Origin of the sequence: Pseudomonas sp. 7-41 (assembly GCF_021233075.1) — a bacterium.
GTDB classification, from domain to species: domain Bacteria; phylum Pseudomonadota; class Gammaproteobacteria; order Pseudomonadales; family Pseudomonadaceae; genus Aquipseudomonas; species Aquipseudomonas veronii.
Map to the genome: position 1 here is coordinate 4,855,338 of NZ_CP089551.1, position 20,990 is coordinate 4,876,327.

At 62.8% G+C, this 20,990-nt stretch carries 19 protein-coding genes and 1 pseudogene; 8 read left to right on the forward strand and 12 right to left on the reverse strand.

Annotation, left to right across the window (positions count from 1 at the left end; genetic code table 11):
- Positions 1–2 precede the first annotated feature (2 nt).
- Positions 3–944 carry an oxygen-dependent tRNA uridine(34) hydroxylase TrhO gene (trhO, locus tag LQ249_RS21915; protein WP_017845867.1) on the reverse strand — a complete coding sequence of 314 codons (942 nt, stop codon included), beginning with the start codon at positions 942–944 and terminating at the stop codon, positions 3–5.
- A gap of 86 nt (positions 945–1,030) precedes the next feature.
- On the opposite strand from trhO, the pseudogene LQ249_RS21920 reads away from it, so the two are divergent.
- Positions 1,031–1,153, forward strand: a pseudogene (locus LQ249_RS21920) (outer membrane lipoprotein carrier protein LolA); the annotation flags it as partial.
- Between the two features lie 17 nt (positions 1,154–1,170).
- Here the strand turns inward: LQ249_RS21920 and LQ249_RS21925 are convergent.
- Together LQ249_RS21925 and LQ249_RS21930 are read right to left on the reverse strand one after the other, a co-directional pair.
- The gene (locus LQ249_RS21925) at positions 1,171–1,464 is read right to left on the reverse strand and encodes a BolA family protein (protein ID WP_026139887.1); all 294 of its coding nucleotides are present in this window, start codon (positions 1,462–1,464) and stop codon (positions 1,171–1,173) included.
- 6 nt (positions 1,465–1,470) lie between these two features.
- Positions 1,471–1,989, reverse strand: a complete 519-nt coding sequence (locus LQ249_RS21930; RefSeq protein ID WP_010567461.1) for a DUF2059 domain-containing protein — start codon at positions 1,987–1,989, stop codon at positions 1,471–1,473.
- 193 nt (positions 1,990–2,182) lie between these two features.
- Here LQ249_RS21930 and LQ249_RS21935 point away from each other — a divergent pair, with 193 nt between their 5' ends.
- Positions 2,183–3,571, forward strand: coding sequence for a class II fumarate hydratase (locus LQ249_RS21935; protein WP_017845865.1), 1,389 nt, complete (start codon positions 2,183–2,185; stop codon positions 3,569–3,571).
- Positions 3,572–4,070: 499 nt separating this feature from the next.
- Here LQ249_RS21935 and LQ249_RS21940 read toward each other — a convergent pair whose 3' ends face one another.
- From LQ249_RS21940 to pap, 3 genes are all read right to left on the reverse strand, one after another.
- Positions 4,071–5,027: a DMT family transporter gene (locus LQ249_RS21940; RefSeq protein ID WP_232565903.1), complete on the reverse strand. Its 957-nt coding sequence runs from the start codon at positions 5,025–5,027 to the stop codon at positions 4,071–4,073.
- 108 nt (positions 5,028–5,135) lie between these two features.
- A complete protein-coding gene (locus LQ249_RS21945) occupies positions 5,136–6,320 on the reverse strand; it encodes a thiolase family protein (protein WP_046483950.1) in 1,185 nt (394 codons plus the stop codon).
- A 92-nt stretch (positions 6,321–6,412) separates the two neighbouring features.
- The gene (pap, locus tag LQ249_RS21950; protein ID WP_046382583.1) at positions 6,413–7,930 is read right to left on the reverse strand and encodes a polyphosphate:AMP phosphotransferase; all 1,518 of its coding nucleotides are present in this window, start codon (positions 7,928–7,930) and stop codon (positions 6,413–6,415) included.
- 141 nt (positions 7,931–8,071) lie between these two features.
- Between pap and mnmC the strand changes: the two genes are divergently transcribed.
- From mnmC to LQ249_RS21975, 5 genes are all read left to right on the forward strand, one after another.
- Complete coding sequence (gene mnmC, locus LQ249_RS21955) at positions 8,072–10,057, forward strand: bifunctional tRNA (5-methylaminomethyl-2-thiouridine)(34)-methyltransferase MnmD/FAD-dependent 5-carboxymethylaminomethyl-2-thiouridine(34) oxidoreductase MnmC (RefSeq protein ID WP_232565904.1); 1,986 nt, start codon at positions 8,072–8,074, stop codon at positions 10,055–10,057.
- Positions 10,058–10,341: 284 nt separating this feature from the next.
- Positions 10,342–12,114 carry an N-acetylglutaminylglutamine amidotransferase gene (locus LQ249_RS21960; protein WP_232565905.1) on the forward strand — a complete coding sequence of 591 codons (1,773 nt, stop codon included), beginning with the start codon at positions 10,342–10,344 and terminating at the stop codon, positions 12,112–12,114.
- 3 nt (positions 12,115–12,117) lie between these two features.
- Positions 12,118–13,863 (forward strand): N-acetylglutaminylglutamine synthetase, encoded by a 1,746-nt coding sequence (gene ngg, locus LQ249_RS21965; protein WP_232565906.1) that lies wholly within the window; start codon positions 12,118–12,120, stop codon positions 13,861–13,863.
- 75 nt (positions 13,864–13,938) lie between these two features.
- Positions 13,939–15,123: an osmoprotectant NAGGN system M42 family peptidase gene (locus LQ249_RS21970; protein ID WP_046382579.1), complete on the forward strand. Its 1,185-nt coding sequence runs from the start codon at positions 13,939–13,941 to the stop codon at positions 15,121–15,123.
- 59 nt (positions 15,124–15,182) lie between these two features.
- Positions 15,183–15,410 (forward strand): YheU family protein, encoded by a 228-nt coding sequence (locus tag LQ249_RS21975; RefSeq protein WP_003236706.1) that lies wholly within the window; start codon positions 15,183–15,185, stop codon positions 15,408–15,410.
- A gap of 9 nt (positions 15,411–15,419) precedes the next feature.
- On the opposite strand, the gene csrA is transcribed toward LQ249_RS21975, so the two are convergent.
- Positions 15,420–15,617: a carbon storage regulator CsrA gene (gene csrA, locus LQ249_RS21980; RefSeq protein ID WP_017845857.1), complete on the reverse strand. Its 198-nt coding sequence runs from the start codon at positions 15,615–15,617 to the stop codon at positions 15,420–15,422.
- Between the two features lie 170 nt (positions 15,618–15,787).
- On the reverse strand, positions 15,788–16,603 hold the full coding sequence (locus LQ249_RS21985) for an SDR family oxidoreductase (RefSeq protein WP_046382578.1): 816 nt from the start codon (positions 16,601–16,603) through the stop codon (positions 15,788–15,790).
- A 331-nt stretch (positions 16,604–16,934) separates the two neighbouring features.
- On the opposite strand from LQ249_RS21985, the gene LQ249_RS21990 reads away from it, so the two are divergent.
- Positions 16,935–17,087, forward strand: a complete 153-nt coding sequence (locus tag LQ249_RS21990; protein ID WP_010208879.1) for a DUF3309 family protein — start codon at positions 16,935–16,937, stop codon at positions 17,085–17,087.
- A gap of 54 nt (positions 17,088–17,141) precedes the next feature.
- Here LQ249_RS21990 and LQ249_RS21995 read toward each other — a convergent pair whose 3' ends face one another.
- The 4 genes from LQ249_RS21995 to LQ249_RS22010 all read right to left on the reverse strand — a co-directional run bounded on the left by LQ249_RS21995 (position 17,142) and on the right by LQ249_RS22010 (position 20,990).
- Positions 17,142–19,229 (reverse strand): LTA synthase family protein, encoded by a 2,088-nt coding sequence (locus LQ249_RS21995; RefSeq protein WP_046382577.1) that lies wholly within the window; start codon positions 19,227–19,229, stop codon positions 17,142–17,144.
- Positions 19,230–19,643: 414 nt separating this feature from the next.
- On the reverse strand, positions 19,644–19,835 hold the full coding sequence (locus LQ249_RS22000; protein WP_010567448.1) for a PLDc N-terminal domain-containing protein: 192 nt from the start codon (positions 19,833–19,835) through the stop codon (positions 19,644–19,646).
- 67 nt (positions 19,836–19,902) lie between these two features.
- The gene (locus tag LQ249_RS22005) at positions 19,903–20,433 is read right to left on the reverse strand and encodes a hypothetical protein (protein ID WP_017845854.1); all 531 of its coding nucleotides are present in this window, start codon (positions 20,431–20,433) and stop codon (positions 19,903–19,905) included.
- Between the two features lie 41 nt (positions 20,434–20,474).
- On the reverse strand, positions 20,475–20,990 hold the full coding sequence (locus LQ249_RS22010; protein WP_017845853.1) for an ankyrin repeat domain-containing protein: 516 nt from the start codon (positions 20,988–20,990) through the stop codon (positions 20,475–20,477).

A 20,990-nucleotide genomic window follows, 5' to 3' on the forward strand; every position in this document is an offset into this window, starting at 1 on the left:
GTTCAGGCCTCGGAAGGGGTTTGCTTGTAGTTGTAGCCAATCGGGTGCGGCATATTGCGAGCCTTGGCCAATTCAATCTGCTTTTGCCGGTCGATCGCGCTGCGACGGGTTTTCTCCGGCAGCTTATCCCAGCAATGCGGGCAACTGATGCCTGCCACGTAGTGCTCGGATGCGCGGTCTTCCACACTAACCGGTGTGCGACAGGCATGACATTGATCGTAGTCGCCTTCGCTCAAGTCGTGGCGCACAGTGACGCGGTTGTCGAACACAAAGCAGTCGCCCTGCCATTTGGTCTCGGCCTGCGGCACCTCTTCGAGGTACTTCAGGATGCCGCCCTTGAGGTGGTAAACCTCATCGAAGCCTTCGCTGAGCATATAGCTGGAGGCCTTCTCGCAACGAATGCCGCCGGTGCAGAACATGGCGACTTTCTTGTGCTTGGCCGGGTCGAAGTTGGCTTTGATGTAGTCGGGAAATTCGCGAAAACTGGTGGTTTTCGGGTCGATCGCGCCTTCAAAGGTGCCGATGGACACCTCATAGTCGTTACGCGTATCGATCAACAGCACTTGCGGGTCGCTGATCAGCGCGTTCCAGTCCTGCGGCTCGACATAGGTACCGACTTTTTTGTTCGGGTCGACGCCTTCGACGCCCAGGGTCACGATCTCTTTCTTGAGCTTGACCTTGGTGCGATAGAACGGCTGCTCGTCGCAGTACGACTCTTTGTGGTCGATATCGACCATGCGCGGGTCGTTCTTCAGCCAGGCCATCAAGCCATCAATGCCTTCGCGGCTGCCGGAAACGGTGCCGTTGATGCCTTCTTCGGCGATCAGCAAGGTGCCTTTGATGCCGTTGTCGACCATCGCCTGCAGCAAGGGCTCGCGCAGGGCGACGTAATCTTCGAGGGTGACGAACTTATACAGTGCCGCCACGACAATCGGTTGAGTCATGGGTGTTCTCTCCAGGTGGCTACCCTCGTAAGGGGTGAACCGGATGCAAAAAAAACGCGCCGGCTAAGCGGCGCGTTGCGGATTCTATCAGGGATGAACCGTTAACTGTAGGAGCGAGCTTGCTCGCGAAGGTCGTGAACGATGACACGGATAACCTGACGCCCAGCGGCGCTCTGAGTTTTTTCGCGAGCAAGCTCGCTCCTACAGTAAATTCAACATCAACCCGTCAATGGCCGCCAGCGCAGGTCGGCGAGGCCGGGGCTGCGTCGGTTTTCGCCCATTCCTCAGGCGTATAGGTATGCAGCGCCAGCGCATGAAACTCGCTCATCAGGTCACCCAGGGTGGCGTAGACCTTCTGGTGGCGCTTGACGCGGTTAAGCCCTTCGAACTGCTGGCTGACCAGCACGGCCTTGAAGTGGGTCTGCAACCCACGGCTGTGCATGTGGCTTTCGTCCAGCACGCTCAGGTGGTCCGGGCCCAGGGCGGCAAGCGCCGTTTCGATACGCTGTTGCATGGTCATTCCTGCTTACTTCTTCTTGGCCGGTGCGGCGGCTTTAGGTGTCAGCTCGTTGGTCATGTCTTCCAACAGCTTGTTCACCACCGGCACGGCGCTTTCCAGCTTGGCCTGGGTCATCTGGGCCGATTGCTGGGTCAGTTGCGGCATTTTTTCCAGGACTTTCTTGCCCAGCGGCGACTGGTAGAAGGCAACCAGATCCTTGAGTTCGGATTCGCTGAAGTTGCTGGTGTAGAGCTTGACCATGTCCGGTTTCAGTTTTGGCCAGCCGATGGCCTGGTCCAGGGCGGCGTTGGCCTTGGCCTGGTAGCTGTCCAGTACGGACTGCTTGGCGGCAGGCGCTTTGGTCTGTTCGAAACGCTGGGCGAACATTTGCTGCACTTGCATGTACACCGGGGTCCCCAGCTTGTCAGCGTGGGCCAGGGTAAGGAAGGCTTCGGCACTGGCGTTGTGGCTGGCGGTATCGGCAAAAACCTGGCCGCTGGCGCAAACCAGAGCAACCGCGGTACAGATGGCACGAAGACGAGTCATCGAGTTTCCTTTTCTAGCAGGCGAGGTAAGACCCCAAGGGCGCCCATTCTGCGCCTAAAAAACGCCATGGCTCAACCCCACCCCTTGTCAGGCATGGATTTGCGGTGGATGAATCCGATGAAAAGGCTTTTATGGAACCCCCAGGGCCGATCACGGCCTAAACTGCGCAAACGAACCTGAAGGAGTGTGCCCGATGAGCCGTATCGAAACCGACAGCCTGGGAGAAGTCCAAGTCCCGGATGACGCTTACTGGGGCGCGCAGACCCAACGCTCGCTGGTGAACTTCGCCATCGGTGAGCAGCGCATGCCCCTGGCGGTCTTGCACGCCCTGGCCCTGATCAAGAAAGCCGCCGCCCGGGTCAACAGCCGCAACGGCGACCTGCCCGCCGACATCGCACGCCTGATCGAACAGGCCGCCGACGAAGTGCTCGACGGCCAGCATGACGACCAGTTCCCGCTGGTGGTGTGGCAGACCGGCAGCGGCACCCAGAGCAACATGAACGCCAACGAAGTGATCGCCGGGCGTGCCAACGAGCTGTCGGGCAAGACGCGCGGCGGCAAGAGCCCGGTGCATCCGAACGACCATGTGAACCGCTCCCAGAGTTCCAACGACTGCTTCCCCACCGCGATGAACATCGCGGCGGTGCAGGCGGTCAACCAGCGACTGCTGCCGGCGATCACACACCTGTCCGGGGGGCTGGCGGAATTGTCGGCGCGGCATATGAAGCTGGTGAAGACCGGTCGCACCCACATGATGGATGCCACACCGATCACCTTTGGCCAGGAACTCTCGGCGTTCATCGCCCAGCTCGATTACGCCGAACGCGCGATCCGCAGCGCCCTGCCCCAGGTGTGCGAGCTGGCCCAGGGCGGCACCGCGGTCGGCACCGGGCTCAATTCGCCCCACGGCTTTGGCGAGGCGATTGCCGCCGAGCTGGCAGCCTTGTCGGGTTTGCCGTTCGTGACCGCACCCAACAAATTCGCCGCCCTCTCCGGCCACGAACCGCTGGTGACGCTGCACGGCGCCCTGAAAACCCTGGCCGTGGCCCTGATGAAAATCGCCAACGACCTGCGCCTGCTCGGCTCCGGCCCGCGCGCCGGGCTGGCGGAAGTCAAACTGCCGGCCAACGAACCGGGCAGCTCGATCATGCCCGGCAAGGTCAACCCGACCCAGTGCGAAGCGCTGTCGATGCTCGCCTGCCAGGTCCTGGGCAACGACGTGACCATCGGCATTGCCGCCAGCCAGGGGCATTTGCAGTTGAACGTGTACAAACCGGTGATCATCCACAACCTGCTGGAATCGATCCGCTTGCTGGCCGACGGCTGCAACAACTTCCAGGAACACTGCATCACCGGCCTCGAGCCCGACGCCGAACAAATGGCCGCGCACCTGGAACGCGGGCTGATGCTGGTGACCGCGCTCAACCCACACATCGGCTACGACAAATCGGCGCAGATAGCCAAAAAGGCTTACGCCGAAGGCCTGACCCTGAGGGAAGCCGCGCTGGCCCTGGGCTACCTCACCGACGAACAGTTCGACCAATGGGTACGCCCGGAAAACATGCTGGAGGCCGGACAATAAGCGCATAGCGCGTGCTTTTGCTTTGCTCTTGCTCTTGCTCTTGATCTGCTTTTGATCTTGATCTTAGGCGCCCCGTAAAACCACGCTGGCCGAACGCAGGTTTGAATCCGTGGGTAACCCGGCAGGACGCCGGGTTAGCCGTCCTGGGCCATGGATGGCCCATGACGGCGGCCCACGGATTCAAGCCTGCGTTCGGGCACACCGAGCCTAGGCGAGGTGCCGAGTGGTGGGGCAAGAGCCCTTTTGGTTACTTTTGGGGCTCTTTTCCAAAAGTGACCCGCTGTAAGAGCGGAACCTATAGCAGCCGTTACCAAAGAAACGGATATGTACTCAACCCAAAAAAATGGTCGGCCCAGAGGCCGCCATCGGGGGCAAGCCCCCTCCCACATTTGGAACGAGGTGAACCTGTTAGATATGTATCGGCTGTCAGGGCGCCATCGCAAGCACCCCCCCTCCCACACTTAGGCCCGCGTACACCCGATAAAAACACCTGGGCCGATCAAGACGCCAACCGCGCCCGCCGCGCCTTGAGCCCCGCAAACAACGACGGCGCCAACGCCACGGTCGCCGACCCCAACACCACCACCAACGCCCCCACATACCCCAGCGCATTGATCTCTTCAGCCTGCACAAAATCCGGCCACCACCACGCCGCCAGGGCCACCGCCACAAACGTCACCAACGGCGTCAGCGCCAGGGTCGCACTCACCCGCGAGGCTTCCCAATGGGCCAGGGCCTCGGCAAATGCGCCGTAGGCCACCAGCGTGTTCATGCAGCACGCCAGCAGCAGCCAGCCTTGCAGCGGACTCAGTTGCAGGGCCTCCAGCGGATGCGCCCAAGGCGTGAGCAACACCGCGCACGACAGGTAGATCACCATCATCACCTGCAGCGAATTCCACACCGTCAGCAATTGCTTCTGGCCCAAGGCGTAGAACACCCAGATAGTAGTGGCGAGCAGAACCGTCAGTACCCCGGCGGTGTAGCTGCCCAGGGACGTCAGCAACTCCACCAGACGCTGGTTGAAGAACAGGCCAAAGCCGATGACCAGCACCACCAGGCCCAACACCTGGCCCAGGCTGAAGCGCTCTTTAAACACAAACACGCTGGCGACCATCAGGAAGATCGGCCCCATCTGCACCACCAGTTGCGCCGTGCCGGGGCTGAGCATGTTCAGGCCCACCAGGTACAGCACGTAGTTGCCCACCAGCCCGCACACGGCCATCGCCACCAGCCAACCGCGACGCGGCCCGAGCACGCGCAGGCTGGGCAAGCGCTTGACGGCGGCGAGGTAGACGAACAGGCAACTGCCGGCGACCGTCAGGCGAAACCAGGTGACGGTGATCGGGTCCATCACCTGCAACACTTGTTTGAGTTTGACCGGAAGAATGCCCCAGAGCAGCGCGGCCAGCAGGGTCAAGCAAAAGCCATAGACCCAGCGGCCGGAAGAGATGTGCATGAGTGTCCCAGAAGCCAGAGGAAGTGGAACCGGCATTCTAGGGGCAAGTAGACGGATTGGGATACGGCACTGTGCAAGTGCGGGAGCCGGCCTGCCCCCACAGTGGGCTCAGCGCACAGCTTCGAACAGCCCGGTCGCCCCCATGCCGCCGCCCACGCACATAGTGACGATGCCGTAACGCAGATTACGCCGCTGCAACTCACGCACCAGGTGCCCGACTTGCCGCGAGCCGGTCATGCCGAACGGGTGGCCGATGGAGATCGAGCCGCCGTTGACGTTGTATTTGGCATTGTCGATTTCCAGGCGGTCGCGCGCATACAGGCACTGGGAGGCGAACGCCTCGTTGAGTTCCCACAGGTCGATATCCGCCACCTGCAAGCCCTTGGCCTTGAGCAACTTGGGCACCGAGAACACCGGGCCGATGCCCATCTCATCGGGCTCGCAGCCAGCCACGGCAAAGCCACGGAAAAACGCCTTGGGCTTGAGCCCCAGGGCCAGGGCTTTTTCCAGGCTCATCACCAGGGTCATCGAGGCGCCGTCGGACAATTGCGAAGAGTTGCCCGCGGTCACCGAGCCGTCTTCGGCAAACACCGGCTTCAAGCCCTGGAGACTGGCCAGGGTGGTGTCGGGGCGGTTGCAGTCGTCGCGCTCGACCACACCGTCGAGCACCTGCACGGCGCCGCTGTTCTTGTCCTCGACCGCGTACTTGACCGCCATCGGCACGATTTCATCGTTGAACAAGCCATCGGCCTGGGCCTGGGCGGTGCGCTGCTGGCTTTGCAGGGCATACCGGTCCTGGTCCTCGCGGCTGACGTGATAGCGGCGCGCAACGATTTCGGCGGTCTGGCCCATGGGAAAATAGAGGCCCGGCACCTGCGCTTTGAGCAACGGGTTGATCAGGTTGTCGGTGTTGACGCTTTTCATGGTCAGGCTGATGGACTCGACGCCGCCGGCGACAATGATATCGCTGCAGCCCGAGGCGATCTGGTTGGCCGCGATGGCAATCGCCTGCAAGCCCGAGGAACAGAAACGGTTGAGAGTCATCCCCGCCGTGCCGGTGCCCAGTTGCGACAGCACCGCGACGTTGCGCCCGATGTTGTAGCCCTGGGCGCCCTCGTTGGAGCCCGCGCCGACGATGCAATCTTCCACCGTGGCCGGGTCGATGCCGTTGCGTGTCAGCAGCGCGTTGACGCAATGGGCCGCCATGTCATCCGGTCGGGTCTGGTTGAACTTGCCGCGAAAGGACTTGGCCAGGCCGGTTCGCACGCTGTCGACGATCACTACTTCACGCATGGGGCTACCTCGATCTTGTCGTTGTTGGGAGAGCGCTCGAGAATAAATCCAGGCCCGCCCAACCGCGATGATCATTCACCCCGCCTATAGGCCTACTTCTTCTTGCCTTTCTGGTCGTGCTTGTCGGACTGGGCGAACGCCTCCTCCAACGCCAGGTTGATAGTGCGCAACACCTTGACCCGCGCCCAGCGCTTGTCATTGGCTTCGACCAGGGTCCACGGCGAAACCTCGGTGCTGGTGCGGTCGACCATATCGCCCACGGCGGCACGGTATTCGTCCCACTTCTCGCGGTTGCGCCAGTCGTCGTCGGTGATCTTGAAGCGTTTGAACGGGATCGCTTCGCGGGCCTGGAAGCGCTCCAGTTGGGTCTGCTTGTCGATGGCCAGCCAGAACTTGACCACGATCACTCCGGCATCGCGCAGTTGCTCTTCGAAATCATTGATCTCGCCATAGGCGCGCATCGAGTCCATCGGGGTGCAGAAGCCTTCGATGCGCTCCACCAGCACGCGGCCGTACCAGGAGCGGTCAAACACGGTGAACATGCCCCGTGCCGGAATCTGCCGCCAGAAACGCCACAGGTAAGGCTGGGCGCGCTCGTCTTCGGTGGGCGCGGCGATCGGCACGATGCGGTACTGGCGAGGGTCGAGGGCCGCGGCGACCCGGCGGATCGCGCCCCCTTTGCCGGCCGCATCGTTGCCTTCGAATACCGTGATCAACGCGTGCTTGCGCATGCGCTTATCCCGCATCAGGCCGGAAAGACGCGCCTGCTCGGTGATCAACTGCTCTTCGTAGTCTTCTTTTTCCAGGCTCAGGGTCATGTCGAGACTGTTGAGCAGGCTCACTTGGTCCACGGCCGCCGGCAACGGCGCCGGGTTCATCCCGCTGACTTTGCCCTTGGGTTGCCTCAGGGCGTTTTGCAGGCCCTCGAGCAGAATCTTGCCGACGGTGAGGCTGCGGTAATTGCTGTCGACCCCTTCGATCACATGCCAGGGCGCGTAGTCGCGGCTGGTGCGACGCAGCACACGTTCGCCGAAGTGAACGAACTTGTCGTAGGTCTTGGACTGCTGCCAGTCCAGCGGGCTGATCCGCCAACTGTGCAGCGGGTCGTCGGCCAGGGCCTTGAGCCGCGCCTTCATCTGTTTCTTGGACAGGTGAAACCAGAACTTGAAGATCACCGCGCCTTCGTCGCAGAACATCTTCTCCAGGCGTTCGGCGCCGGCGATGCCCTGGTCGAGCCGGGCGTCCTTGATTTCGCCCTGCACCCGGCTTTGCAGCATCTGGCTGTACCAGTTGCCGAAGAACACCCCCATGCGGCCTTTTGCGGGCAACTGCCGCCAGTAACGCCAGGCGGGCGGATGGGCCAGTTCTTCGTCGGTCTGCTGGTCGAAGGTACGCACTTCGATCAGACGCGGGTCCATCCATTCGTTGAGCAGTTTGACCGTCTCGCCCTTGCCGGCACCTTCGACGCCGTTGATCAGGATGATCACCGGGAAACGTTTCTGCTGTTGCAGCTCGAACTGCACTTCCAGCAAGGCTTCGCGCAGGGCCGGTACTTCGGTGTCGTAAGTGTCTTTGTCGATGGCATGACCGATTTCAGCGGATTCGAACATGAGCAGCTCCGTTTCAAGATCGCTCAAGACTAGCGGATTGAGCAGCAACACGCGGGAGGAAATTCCACATGCGCTTGCCGTGGGTCAATTCATTGCCGGTTGATCGGCTAGAATGGCCACCTTGCCTTTGCCGAGTCGCCCATGAACCCTGTAACCCACGCCCAGATCGACTGGGATGACCAAGGTCGCCCGCATTCGCGGGTCTTCGACGATGTGTACTTTTCCGACCAGTCGGGCCTTGAAGAAACGCGCTATGTGTTCCTCGAACAGAACCGTTTGCAGGCACGGTTTGCCGCCTTGCCGGCGGGCGGGCGCCTGGTGATCGGCGAAACCGGGTTCGGCACCGGGCTGAATTTTCTCTGCGCCTGGCAGTTGTTCGAACAACACGCGGTGGCCGGCGCGCGCCTGCATTTTGTCAGCGTGGAAAAATACCCGCTGAGCCACGCCGACCTGCAACGCGCCCTACTCCTCTGGCCGGAACTGCAGCCGTTCGCCGCGCAATTGCTGGCGCAGTACATCGCCATCCACCCAGGCTTCCAGCGCCTGGTGCTGGATAACGGCCGTGTGACCTTGACCCTGCTGATCGGCGATGCGCTGGAGCAGTTGCCGCAGTTGGATGCGCAAATCGACGCGTGGTTTCTCGACGGTTTCGCCCCGGCGAAGAACCCCGACATGTGGACCGCCGAGCTGTTTGCCGAACTGGCGCGCCTGGCGGCCCCGGGGTCGACCATCAGCACCTTCACCAGCACCGGCTGGGTACGGCGCCTGATCAATGCCGCCGGGTTCAAGATGAAGCGCACGCCGGGCATCGGGCATAAATGGGAAATCCTGCGCGGTGAATTCCTCGGCTGGCCGGCCGAGACGCCGTTGCCTGCCGCAGGTAAACCGTGGTTCGCCCGCCCGGCGCCGCTGCACGGCGAACGCAGCGCCCTGGTGATCGGCGGCGGCCTGGCCGGCTGCACCACGGCGGCCAGCCTCGCCGCGCGCGGCTGGAACGTCAGCCTGCTGGAACGCCATGCCCGCCTGGCCGAGGAAGCCTCGGGCAACCCGCAAGGGGTGCTGTACCTCAAGTTGTCGGCCCATGGCACGGCCCTTTCGCAATTGATTTTGAGCGGGTTCGGCCACACCCGGCGCCTGCTCGAACACCTGCACCGGGGCGTCGACTGGGACGGTTGCGGCGTGCTGCAGCTGGCGTTCAACGCCAAGGAAGCCGAGCGCCAGGCACAGCTGGCCGCGGCGTTTGCGCCCGGCCTGCTGCAGCCGTTGGACCAGGCCCAGGCTCAAGCGCGCGCCGGGGTGGCGCTGGAACACGGCGGGCTGTTTTTCCCCGAAGGGGGCTGGGTACACCCGCCAGCCTTATGCGAATGGCAAGCCCGGCACCCGTTGATCAACGTGCTGACGCATCACGAGGCCCTTGAGTTGCAACGGGTCGACGGGCAATGGCAAGCCCTGGCCGGCGACACCCTGCTGGCCAGCGCCACGGTGGTGGTACTGGCCGGCGCGGCCGAGATCAAGCGGTTCCCGTTCAGCGCCGAGCTGCCCCTCAAGCGCATTCGCGGGCAAATCACCCGCCTGGCGCAAACCCCAGACAGCCAGGCGCTGGCCACCGTGGTCTGTGCCGAGGGCTACGTGGCTCCGGCGCGCCTCGGCGAGCACACCCTGGGCGCCAGCTTCGACTTCAAGAGTGACGACCTGACACCGACAGTCGCCGAGCATGTCGGCAACCTGGAGATGCTGCAGGAAATCTCCGTCGACCTGGCCCACCGCTTGAACGCCGACACACTGGCCGCCGATCAGCTCGAAGGCCGCGCCGGGTTCCGCTGCACCAGCCCGGACTACCTGCCGATTATCGGGCCGCTGGCCGATCGCGCCCTCTTCGACCAGGCCTACGCCGCGCTGCGCAAGGACGCCCGTCAGCCCCCCGAGGCCGAGTGCCCGTGGCTCGACGGCGTGTACATCAACAGCGGCCACGGCTCACGCGGCCTGGTGACCGCGCCGCTGTGCGCCGAACTGCTGGCGGCCTGGCTGGACGATGAACCCCTGCCGCTGCCCAGAAGCGTGGCCGACGCCTGCCATCCCAATCGATTCGCCGTGCGCGCGTTGATTCGCGGCACCGGCGGGTCATAACAACGGCGCGGTCAAGCGCCCGAGCGACACACTGTTGGCCCTCTTCAAACAGCCGGTCCACAACGGCAAACCGCGCAAAACTTGTATATTTGCCAAGCCTATTTACCACCCGCAAATCCGCCGCCACACGCTGCGCAGGCTCACGCCCGAACAGTCAAGGCGGTTTGCCTTATAACAGATTGATCTAAAACTCCACTGATAGCCGTGTGTCAGTTTCTGGGTACGCGCCTTTTGGGCGTATTGAGTATTGACCCCTCCCCAACGGAAAAACCGGTAAGGAATTTATGTGCGGATTAGCTGGAGAACTACGTTTCGATGCCCAACCTGCCGACATGGCTGCGATTGAGCGCATCACCCATCACTTGGCCCCACGCGGCCCCGACGCCTGGGGCTTCCATGCCCAGGGGCCGATTGCCCTGGGCCATCGACGCCTGAAAATCATGGACCTGTCGGACGGCTCTGCCCAACCGATGGTCGATGCGCAGCTGGGGTTGTCCCTGGCCTTCAACGGCGCGATCTATAACTTCCCGGAACTGCGCCAGGAGCTCGAAGCCCTGGGTTACGCCTTCTATTCCGGCGGCGACACCGAAGTGCTGCTCAAGGGCTATCACGCCTGGGGCGAAGCCCTGCTGCCCAAGCTCAACGGCATGTTTGCGTTTGCGATCTGGGAGCGCGATGCCCAGCGGCTGTTCATCGCCCGCGACCGTCTCGGCGTGAAGCCTTTGTACCTGTCGCGCACCGGCCAGCGCCTGCGCTTTGCCTCGACATTGCCGGCCCTGCTCAAGGGCGGCGATATCAACCCGGTGCTCGATCCGGTGGCGCTCAACCATTACCTGAACTTCCACGCCGTGGTGCCCGCGCCGCGCACGCTGCTGGCCGGCATCGAAAAACTGCCGCCAGCCAGCTGGATGCGTATCGACGCCCACGGCAACACCGAGCAGAAAACCTGGTGGACCCTGCCCTACGGCCCGCATGAAGATGAGCAGCACCTGACCCTCGAAGACTGGACCGAGCGCGTACTCGACAGCACCCGCGCAGCCGTGGCCATCCGCCAACGCGCCGCCGTGGATGTGGGCGTGCTGCTGTCCGGCGGCGTCGATTCGAGCCTGCTCGTCGGCCTGCTGCGCGAGGTCGGCGTGCAGGACCTGTCGACCTTCTCCATCGGCTTTGAAGACGCCGGCGGCGAACGCGGCGACGAGTTCCAGTACTCGGACCTGATCGCCAAGCACTACGGCACCCGGCACCACCAACTGCGCATCGCCGAGGGCGAGATCATCGAGCAACTGCCAGCGGCGTTCCGCGCCATGAGCGAGCCGATGGTCAGCCACGACTGCATCGCCTTTTACCTGCTCTCACGGGAAGTGGCCAAGCACTGCAAAGTGGTGCAAAGCGGCCAGGGCGCCGACGAGCTGTTCGCCGGTTACCACTGGTACCCGCAAGTGGACGGCGCCAGCGACCCGTATGCGGCGTACCGCGAGGCGTTTTTCGATCGCAGCCATGACGACTACGCAGCCACCGTCGCGCCGAAATGGCTGACCGCCAATGACGCCGCCGGCGACTTCGTGCGCGAGCATTTCGCGATGCCGGGCGCCGATGCCGCCGTAGACAAGGCGCTGCGCCTGGACAGCACGGTGATGCTGGTCGACGACCCGGTCAAGCGCGTCGACAACATGACCATGGCCTGGGGCCTGGAAGCGCGCACACCGTTTCTCGACTACCGCCTGGTGGAACTGTCGGCCCGCGTACCGGGCAAATTCAAATTGCCCGATGGCGGCAAGCAGGTCCTCAAAGAGGCGGCGCGTCGAGTCATCCCGAGTGAAGTCATCGACCGCAAGAAAGGTTACTTCCCGGTGCCCGGCCTCAAGCATTTGCAAGGCGATACCCTGAACTGGGTCCGCGAGTTGCTGCTGGACCCGAGCCAGGACCGCGGCCTGTTCAATCCGGCCATGCTCGACCGCTTGCTCACCGACCCACACGGTCAACTCACCCCGCTGCGCGGCTCCAAGCTGTGGCAACTGGCGGCGCTAAACCTGTGGCTCAGCGAACAAGGAATCTGATCAATGAAACCTCTCGCAGCGGCTTACAGCCAACGCTTGCTCAAAGGCCAGGCGCCGACCTACGAGCGCCTGCAAGCGCGCCTGGCCGAAGACGGCAGCCCACTGGCCGCCGAGCCGATCGCGGTGCATTGCGGCTGGGGCCGGTTGTTGATCGGCCACACGTTTCCCGACCCGGCCAGCCTGGCCGAGGAACTGCTCAACGAGCAGGCCGGCGAGCGCGACATCGCACTGTACGTGGCGGCGCCCCAGCAGATCCTCGGGATCGATCCGCAGCAACTGTTCCTCGACCCGTCCGACACCTTGCGCCTGTGGTTCTCTGACTATCGTCCGTCGACCCGCGTGTTTCGTGGCTTCCGTATTCGACGCGTCCAGACCGCGGCCGATTGGCAGGCGGTCAACCAGCTCTACCAGGGACGCGGCATGCTGCCGGTCGACGCCGAGCGCCTGACGCCCCGCCACGCGGGCGGCCCGGTGTATTGGCTGGCCGAGGACGAACACGGCGGCGCGGTGATCGGCAGCGTGATGGGCCTCAACCATCAGAAAGCCTTCCGAGACCCGGAACACGGTTGCAGCCTGTGGTGCCTGGCGGTCGACCCGCACTGCACGCGCCCCGGCGTCGGCGAAGTGCTGGTGCGCCACCTGGTGGAACACTTCATGAGCCGTGGCCTGAGCTACCTGGACCTGTCGGTGCTGCACGACAACCGCCAGGCCAAGAGCCTCTACGCCAAGCTCGGCTTTCGCGCCCTGGCCACCTTTGCGATCAAGCGCAAGAACGGCATCAACCAACCGCTGTTCCTCGGCCCGGGCCCGCAGGCGGGGTTCAACCCTTACGCGCGGATCATCGTCGAAGAAGCCCATCGCCGTGGCATCGACGTGCAGGTAGACGATGCCGATGCCGGCCTGTTCACCCTCAGCCATGGCGGGCGCCGCGTGCGCTGCCGTGAATCGTTGAGCGACCTGACCAGCGCCATCAGCATGACCCTGTGCCAGGACAAAAGCCTGACCCACAAGGTGCTCAAGGCCGCCGGATTGAAACTGCCGGCGCAACAGCGGGCGGGCAGCGCCGACGACAACCTGGAGTTCCTCGACCAACACCAGCGCATCGTGGTCAAACCGCTGGATGGTGAACAGGGCCAGGGCGTGGCGGTGGACCTGCAGACCATCGAAGAGGTGCAACAGGCGATTGAAGCAGCGCGTCAGTTCGACAGCCGGGTCTTGCTCGAAAGCTTCCACGAAGGCCTGGACCTGCGCATCCTGGTGATCGGCTTCGAGGTGGTCGCCGCGGCGATCCGCCGCCCGGCCGAAGTGGTCGGCGACGGCCAGCATTCCATCCGCGCCCTGATCGAGGCGCAAAGCCGCCGACGCCAGGCCGCCACCGACGGCGAAAGCAAAATCCCGCTGGACGCCGAAACCGAACGCACCCTGCACGCGGCCGGTCATGACTACTCCAGCATCCTGCCCCGTGGCGCGCAATTGGCCGTGCGCCGCACCGCCAACCTGCACACCGGCGGCTGCCTGGAAGACGTCACCGGGATCCTCCATCCGACGCTGGTCGACGCCGCCGTGCGCGCCGCGCGTGCCCTCGACATCCCGATGGTCGGCCTCGACCTGATGGTGTCGGCCGCCGATCAACCGGAGTACGTGTTTATCGAAGCCAACGAACGGGCCGGGCTGGCCAATCATGAACCGCAGCCAACGGCAGAACGGTTTGTGGATTTGTTGTTTCCGCACAGTCAGCCCAGCGCCTGAACGAAGTATTGCCTGGGCCGGCGCCGCTCCACCCTCATCGAAACCATCGATGCCCTCAACCCATCAGGAGTTTCCATGACCCGAACCATTCCCGAACCGGACCTCAACTACCTGCAAAAAGTGCTGCTGGAAATGCTCGCCATTCCCAGCCCGACCGGGTTTACCGACACCATCGTGCGCTACGTCGCCGAACGCCTCGAAGAACTGGGCATCCCCTTTGAAATGACGCGCCGCGGCACCATCCGCGCCACCCTCAAGGGCCAGAAAAACAGCCCCGACCGCGCAGTGTCGGCGCACCTGGACACCATCGGCGCCGCCGTGCGCGCGATCAAGGACAACGGCCGCCTGACCCTCGCTCCGGTGGGCTGCTGGTCGAGCCGCTTCGCCGAGGGCAGCCGCGTCAGCCTGTTCACCGACAACGGCGTGATCCGTGGCAGCGTGTTGCCGCTGATGGCCTCCGGGCATGCGTTCAACACCGCCGTGGATGAAATGCCGGTGAGTTGGGACCATGTCGAACTGCGCCTGGACGCGTACTGCGCCACCCGCGCCGATTGCGATTCCCTGGGGATCGGCATCGGTGACTATGTGGCGTTCGACCCGCTGCCCGAGTTCACCGAGAGCGGGCATATCAGCGCGCGTCACCTTGACGACAAAGCCGGTGTCGCCGCGCTGCTCGCCGCCCTCAAGGCGATCATCGACAGCGGCGAACCCTTGCTGATCGACTGTCACCCGCTGTTCACCATCACCGAGGAAACCGGCAGTGGCGCGGCCGCCGCCCTGCCCTGGGACGTCAGCGAGTTCGTCGGCATCGACATCGCCCCGGTCGCCCCCGGCCAGCACTCCAGCGAACACGCGGTCAGTGTGGCGATGCAGGATTCCGGCGGGCCGTATGACTATCACCTGTCACGCCACCTGCTGCGCCTGGCGGCGGATAATGACCTGCCGGTGCGCCGCGATCTGTTTCGTTATTACTTCAGCGACGCACACTCGGCGGTCACCGCCGGCCACGACATCCGCACCGCCCTGCTGGCGTTCGGGTGCGATGCGACCCACGGCTACGAGCGCACCCACATCGACAGCCTCGCGGCCCTCAGCCGGTTGTTGAGCGCTTACATTCTCAGCCCGCCGGTGTTCGCCAGCGACGCACAACCAGCGCAAGGGTCACTGGATCGGTTCAGTCATCAGATCGAGCACGAGACCCAGATGGAGAGCGATACCCGCGTGCCGTCGGTGGACAGCCTGGTCGGCCAGAAGTCCTGACACTGGCAACAACGGTCCCGGCGCAGTAGCATCGCCGGGACTTAACCCCAGAGGCTTGTATGCTGATTCCCTACGACGCACTTGAAGTCGACACCCTGACCCGCCTCATCGAAGACTTCGTGACCCGCGACGGCACCGACAATGGCGACGACACGCCCCTGGAAACCCGCGTACTGCGCGTGCGCCAGGCACTGACCAAGGGCCAGGCATTGATCGTCTTCGACCCCGACAGCGAGCAATGCCAGTTGATGCTCAAGCACGACGTGCCCAAGCACCTGTTCGACTGAAGGTGCAGTTCAGGGATTGGGCAGCGGATGGCTGGCGGTGTCCTGGCGTTCGACGATCTTCTGGTACACCTCGGCGCGGTGGACCGACACCTCGGCCGGGGCTTGAACCCCGAACTTCACCTGGGAACCGTTGAGTTCGAGGATGTGCAAGGCGATGTCATCGCCGATGGAAATGATTTCGCCTACGGTGCGGCTTAAGACCAGCATGGCGGTTGTCCTTTTCGAGTGACAGGACCCCGACCTTGCGCGCTTGGGTGATGCTCAGCAACGGCTTGCGGTCAAATCAGGCACCACCTACAACGGTAGGTAACTTGCCTGACAGACCACATGATTTTTTTGCGCCGAGCCCCGCTCCGAGATTTACGACCGTGCCCCGCTCAGCCTTTAATCGCCTGGGCCTTGGCGCGCATTTTGTCGGCCATCACGGTCATCTCGTCATACAGCAACTGCGGGTTTTTCTGCTTCAATGCCCAAGCCATCCGCCCTTGTTCGTGGGGCAGGATCATGAACTCGCCCTCGGCCACCCGCTGATAGATGTAATCGGCGATATCCGCCGCCGAGATCGGCGAGCTTTCCAGCAGCTTGCCCACCTGCGCCTTCATCGCCGGGGTCGGCCCACGGAACGAGTCCAACAGGTTGGTCTGGAAGAACGACGGGCACACCACGTGAACCCCGATTTCCTGTTGTTTGAGTTCCACCAGCAGGCTCTCCGACAACGCCACCACGCCCGCCTTGGCCACGTTGTAGTTGCTCATGGCCGGCCCTTGCATCAGCGCCGCCATCGAGGCGATGTTGATGATGCGGCCCTTGCTCTTTTCCAGCAGCGGCAGAAAGGCCTTGCAGCCCTTGACCACGCCCATCAGGTTGATTGCGATCTGCCAGTCCCAGTCTTCCAGCGACAGTTCGGCGAAGAACCCGCCGGAGGCCACGCCGGCATTGTTGACGATCACATCGATCCCGCCCAGCTTGACCTCGCAGGCCTGGGCAAAGGCGGTGAGCTGGCTGTAGTCGCGCACATCGCAGCGTTGAACAAAGCCATCGCCACCCGCCTCGCGCACCAACCTGAGAGTCTCTTGCAAGCCTGGCTCGCTGACATCCGACAAGGCCAACTGCCAACCCTCGCGGGCCCAGCGCAGCGCGATTTCGCGACCCAGGCCGGACCCGGCACCGGTGATCATCATGCGATTTTGCATAGGAAAATAGCCTTGTGGTTCACAGAAGAAGTGATCGGCAGTGTAGCGAAGGTTTTTCCTACACCCACGCACCATCCAATTGATGAATGCCCCGAGCAAACCACGGGCCGGGTCGGATACCACGGCACGCCCTAAGTTCAATCTTTTTCAACTAAGCGCAGGCATTCAGCGACGCATTAAAAGAAATAAGCAGGTCTTCGAAATGCTTTAAAAAAACACGGAATTTTCTGCGAAGCGGCACAGTCGGAGTTATTAAGGCGTCCGCGATTAAACCCACGGGCCTAACTTTAAACAACCGGTCCTTGCAGAAGGCCTATAAGGAAATACAATTATGAGCCTCATTTTAATCATCATCCTGATTCTCCTGCTGGTCGGCGGTTTGCCAGTGTTTCCGCACTCCCGTAGCTGGGGTTATGGTCCATCGGGTATTCTCGGCGTAGTCCTGGTGGTGCTGCTGGTGCTGTTGTTACTCGGCAAGATATAAACGCCGGACAAAAAAAGAGGCCTTCATGAAGGCCTCTTTTTTATTGCCGGTCAATCAGTCCGGCTTGCCATCGACAACACCGGCGGTGTTATCCAGCAAACTTTTGGTCGCGGTCTGCAGGAACGATTCGAGCTTCTGTTTCAGCCCTGCCTCGTCCGGCGATTCCGCGATCACTTTACCGGTCGGCTCGGCGCCCAGTTCGTATTCCCACAGCTTCGGAGGCATTTCCTTAGGCAATACCAGCACGCGGTCGCCGGTGACCAGCGCCACGGTCTGATCGCTGCCCGAAGGCTTGATCACGCCGAAACCCTTGTCGCCTTCCGGCAGGTTGAGCAGGTCACGCCCCCAGCACTGGTGCAGGGTGTCGCCACCCAGACGGCCCATGATGGTCGGCACGATGTCGATCTGGGTGCCCACGGTGTGGTCACGCACGCCGAACTTCTCTTGCATGCCCGGAGCAATCATCAGCATCGGCACGTTGAAGCGGCCCAGGTCCATCTCGGTGATCTGCTGCTCGTTGCCGAAACCGTGGTCGCCCACGATCACAAACAGGGTTTCCTTGAAGTACGGCTCCTTGCGGGCCTTTTCAAAGAACTGGCCGAGGGCCCAGTCGGAGTAGCGCATCGCCGTCAAATGCTCGTTGAGGCTGCCACGGTCGGTGACTTTCTCCACCGGCAACGGGGTCGGCAAGGCATACGGCGTGTGGTTGGACAGGGTTTGCAGCAGGGCGTAGAACGGCTTGCCGCCTTCACGCGCTTTCAGTTCTTCCAGGCCACGGTTGAACATGTCCTGGTCGGACACGCCCCAGGTCGGGTCGGAGAACACTGGGTCGACAAAGTCGTTGCGGCCGATGAAGTTGGTCATGCCCTGGTTGCTGAAGAAACCCGACTGGTTGTCCCAGGCGAAGTCGCCGTTGTAGACATACACGTCGTCAAACTTGCGCGCACTGAGCAACTGCGGCAGGCCCGACAGCTTGTGGCTGCCTTCCGGGGTCTGCATCAGGTATTCGAAACCCGGCAAGTTCGGGAAGCACGCCATGGTGGCAAACATACCCTGGTGGGTGTGGGTGCCGTTGGAGAAGAAGCGGTCGAACAGCAGGCCTTCCTTGGACAGTTTGTCGAAGTACGGCGTGATATTGCCCGGACGCCCCAGAGCGCCCACCGAGTGACCGGCGAAGCTCTCCATCAGGATCACCACGACGTTCTTGATCGGCAGGGTTTTCTCGGCCGGTGGCGTGAAATCACGGCGCACGGCGGCGGTGTCGGTATCTACCAGCTTCTCTTGCGGCAACACCAGCATGTCGCGCACGGTCTGGGTGGCCAGTGGTTGTTCGAGGGTGGCCTTCCAGATGTTGGTGCGTTCTTCGGAGAAGCGCGACTTGGCCGCGGCGATCAACGACAACGTGCCATTGAGGCCCAATTGGTTGGCGAAGTTCGAGTCGGTGGTGTAGACGTCACCCCAACGCAGCGGCGGGCCCTGGCGCAGGGTGCCGCGAGCGGCGACCACGGCGACCAGCAGGCACACCACAAACACCGCGATGCGCGAATACCACGGCGCCACCTGGCGGGTGCCGATGCTGCCGCCGCTGAACGGGCCGCGTGGACGCGTCGCCCGGTCGGCGCCCTTGAAGGCCACGCTCAGAATCAGCGTGCCGACGGCCCAGGCCAGCAGATAGCGCACCACCGGGAAACCGTACCAGAGCATGCTCATCACGGTTTTCGGGTCTTCCTTCACGTACTGGAAGACCAGGCCGTTGAGGCGCTGGTGGAATTCGCGGTAGAAGTCCATCTCCATCAGGCCCAGGAACAGCGCGATGCTGGAGGCAAGGGTCAGCCAGAAACGGAAGAACCCCCGCGCGGCCATGGCCCGCACGCTGAACAGTGACAGCAGCAAGGGGATCGTCAGGTACACCACCAGGCGAATGTCCAGGCGCAGGCCGTTGGCGAACGCTTCCAGGAAGGTCGAGGCCGGTGTGTCGAGGATCATCTCGCGGTTGTAGGCCAGCAGCGCCAGGCGCAGCAGGGAGAACATCACCATCATGACCAGTGCACAAAGCAGCGTGTATGCCAGATGGGATTTGACGGTCGGTTGCAGCAGGCGATTAGAAGCTCGCTGCTGATTCAGGGCGTCCGGGTTTGCCATGTCGTTTCAGGACCCATTGGAGGTTTAAGTTGCGAAAAAGAGTGCAGTGGCGTCCGGCCCTCGCCCAGGCTGGCTGGGGTAGGCGGTAAACGCGATGGCGCAAATGGTGCCCGATCACTGCCGGCAACGCCATTAATTACTGAACACGTGCCGCAATCCTGCAACTGGCGGTGCTTGAGATAGAGCCGTTGCAGGGAGATAAAGCCGGCGAATTGTCTTGGATGAGATGTGAAAATTTCGTACAGCGAATATTTCGACACACAATATCAAGGCATTTGCTGAAACCATTGTGGGAGGGGGCTTGCCCCCGATAGCGGTGGTTCAGTCACTGTTGTAACGACTGATACACCGCTATCGGGGGCAAGCCCCCTCCCACATTTTCCGTGCCCGCTTCAGCTTGAGTGAAGCTGGAGCTCAGAACCGCACGTTGCCCCGCGGCCCGGCAATCGCCCAGATGATCAGGCCCAGGACCGGCAGCAGCAGGATCAACAGAATCCACAACACCTTGGCACCGGTGCTCGCGCCGCTTTTGAACACATTGATGATCGCCCAGATATCCAGCGCGAGGATGATCAGCCCGACCAGACCGTTGAAAGTGGAACCCATGGTGTCGCTCCTAAGTGAGGGCATGCCCTTGTAGGATAGCCAGCCCTGGCTGGGGTTCCGTTTTATTTCAGACGTGGACCGCGACCCGCAGGGCTTCCAGGGACGGTTCGCCGTGGATGCCGACTTCGGCGCACAGTTCCAGCACGCGCGGCAGGTCGTTGCCGTACACCAGCACGGCCTGGATCTCGTCATCCAGCGGCTGGCTGAAGTTCAGCAACACATAACCACCGTCTTGCGGGCTGAGCGCACTCATCTGGATCTGGATGCGATTGAGCGCGGTGAGGGCTTCGGTCTTGGCCAGTTGCTTGGGCTTGAGGTTGAACGCCACGCCGGGGCCGAACGAGGCAACGATCTGCGCAAACAAGTCGCCATAGGTGTCGGCCTGGAACAGCACCGTGTCCGGCAGGCTGCCGACCACCACCCACTCGCCCAGCGGAATCGGGAAAGTATCGTCGTAGTTGATGTCCGGGTTCGCCGCCAGAAAGGCCACCGGGTCGGCGTAGGCCTGCGCCGCTTCCTCGGCGATGCGCGCCACCTCGTCGTCGCCCATGACGCCGGCGCTGATTTTACGGATGAGTTCGACGAGGGCGTTTTTCATGAAGGGGTCCTGTGGCGGGCGGGTTTTCGAGGGCGCGTAGCCTACACCAGTTTCTGCAACTGCGCCGCCGTATCCACCGCGCCCATGGTCTGTGCCGCGGCCAATGCCGTGGCGCCCTGGGCGTCGGCAGTCTTGGGGTTGGCGCCCTGGCTGAGCAGGTAGTCGACCATTTCGACGCGGTTGAACATCGCGGCCATCATCAATGCCGTGCGGCCGTCGGACGACGACGCATCAACCGGCGCGCCGCCTTCGATCAGCGCCTTGACCACGGGCAAGTTGCCCTTGAACGCCGCGCCGGCGATCGGCAGTTGATGCTTGTCGTTGGCGATCTGTGGGTCGGCCTTGAACTCCAGCAGCACTTTGACCGCGTCGGCGTGGCCGTGATAGGCGGCCAGCATCAGCAAGGTGTCGCCATTGTGGTTACGCAGGTTGGCTGGCAAGCCCTTGGCCAGCAGCGCGGCAAGCAAGGCCGCATCGCCTCTGCGCGCGACGTCGAAGACCTGCTCGGCAAATTCGGCGGCTTCGTCTTCGGTCATTTGTTTGGCATGGTCTGACAT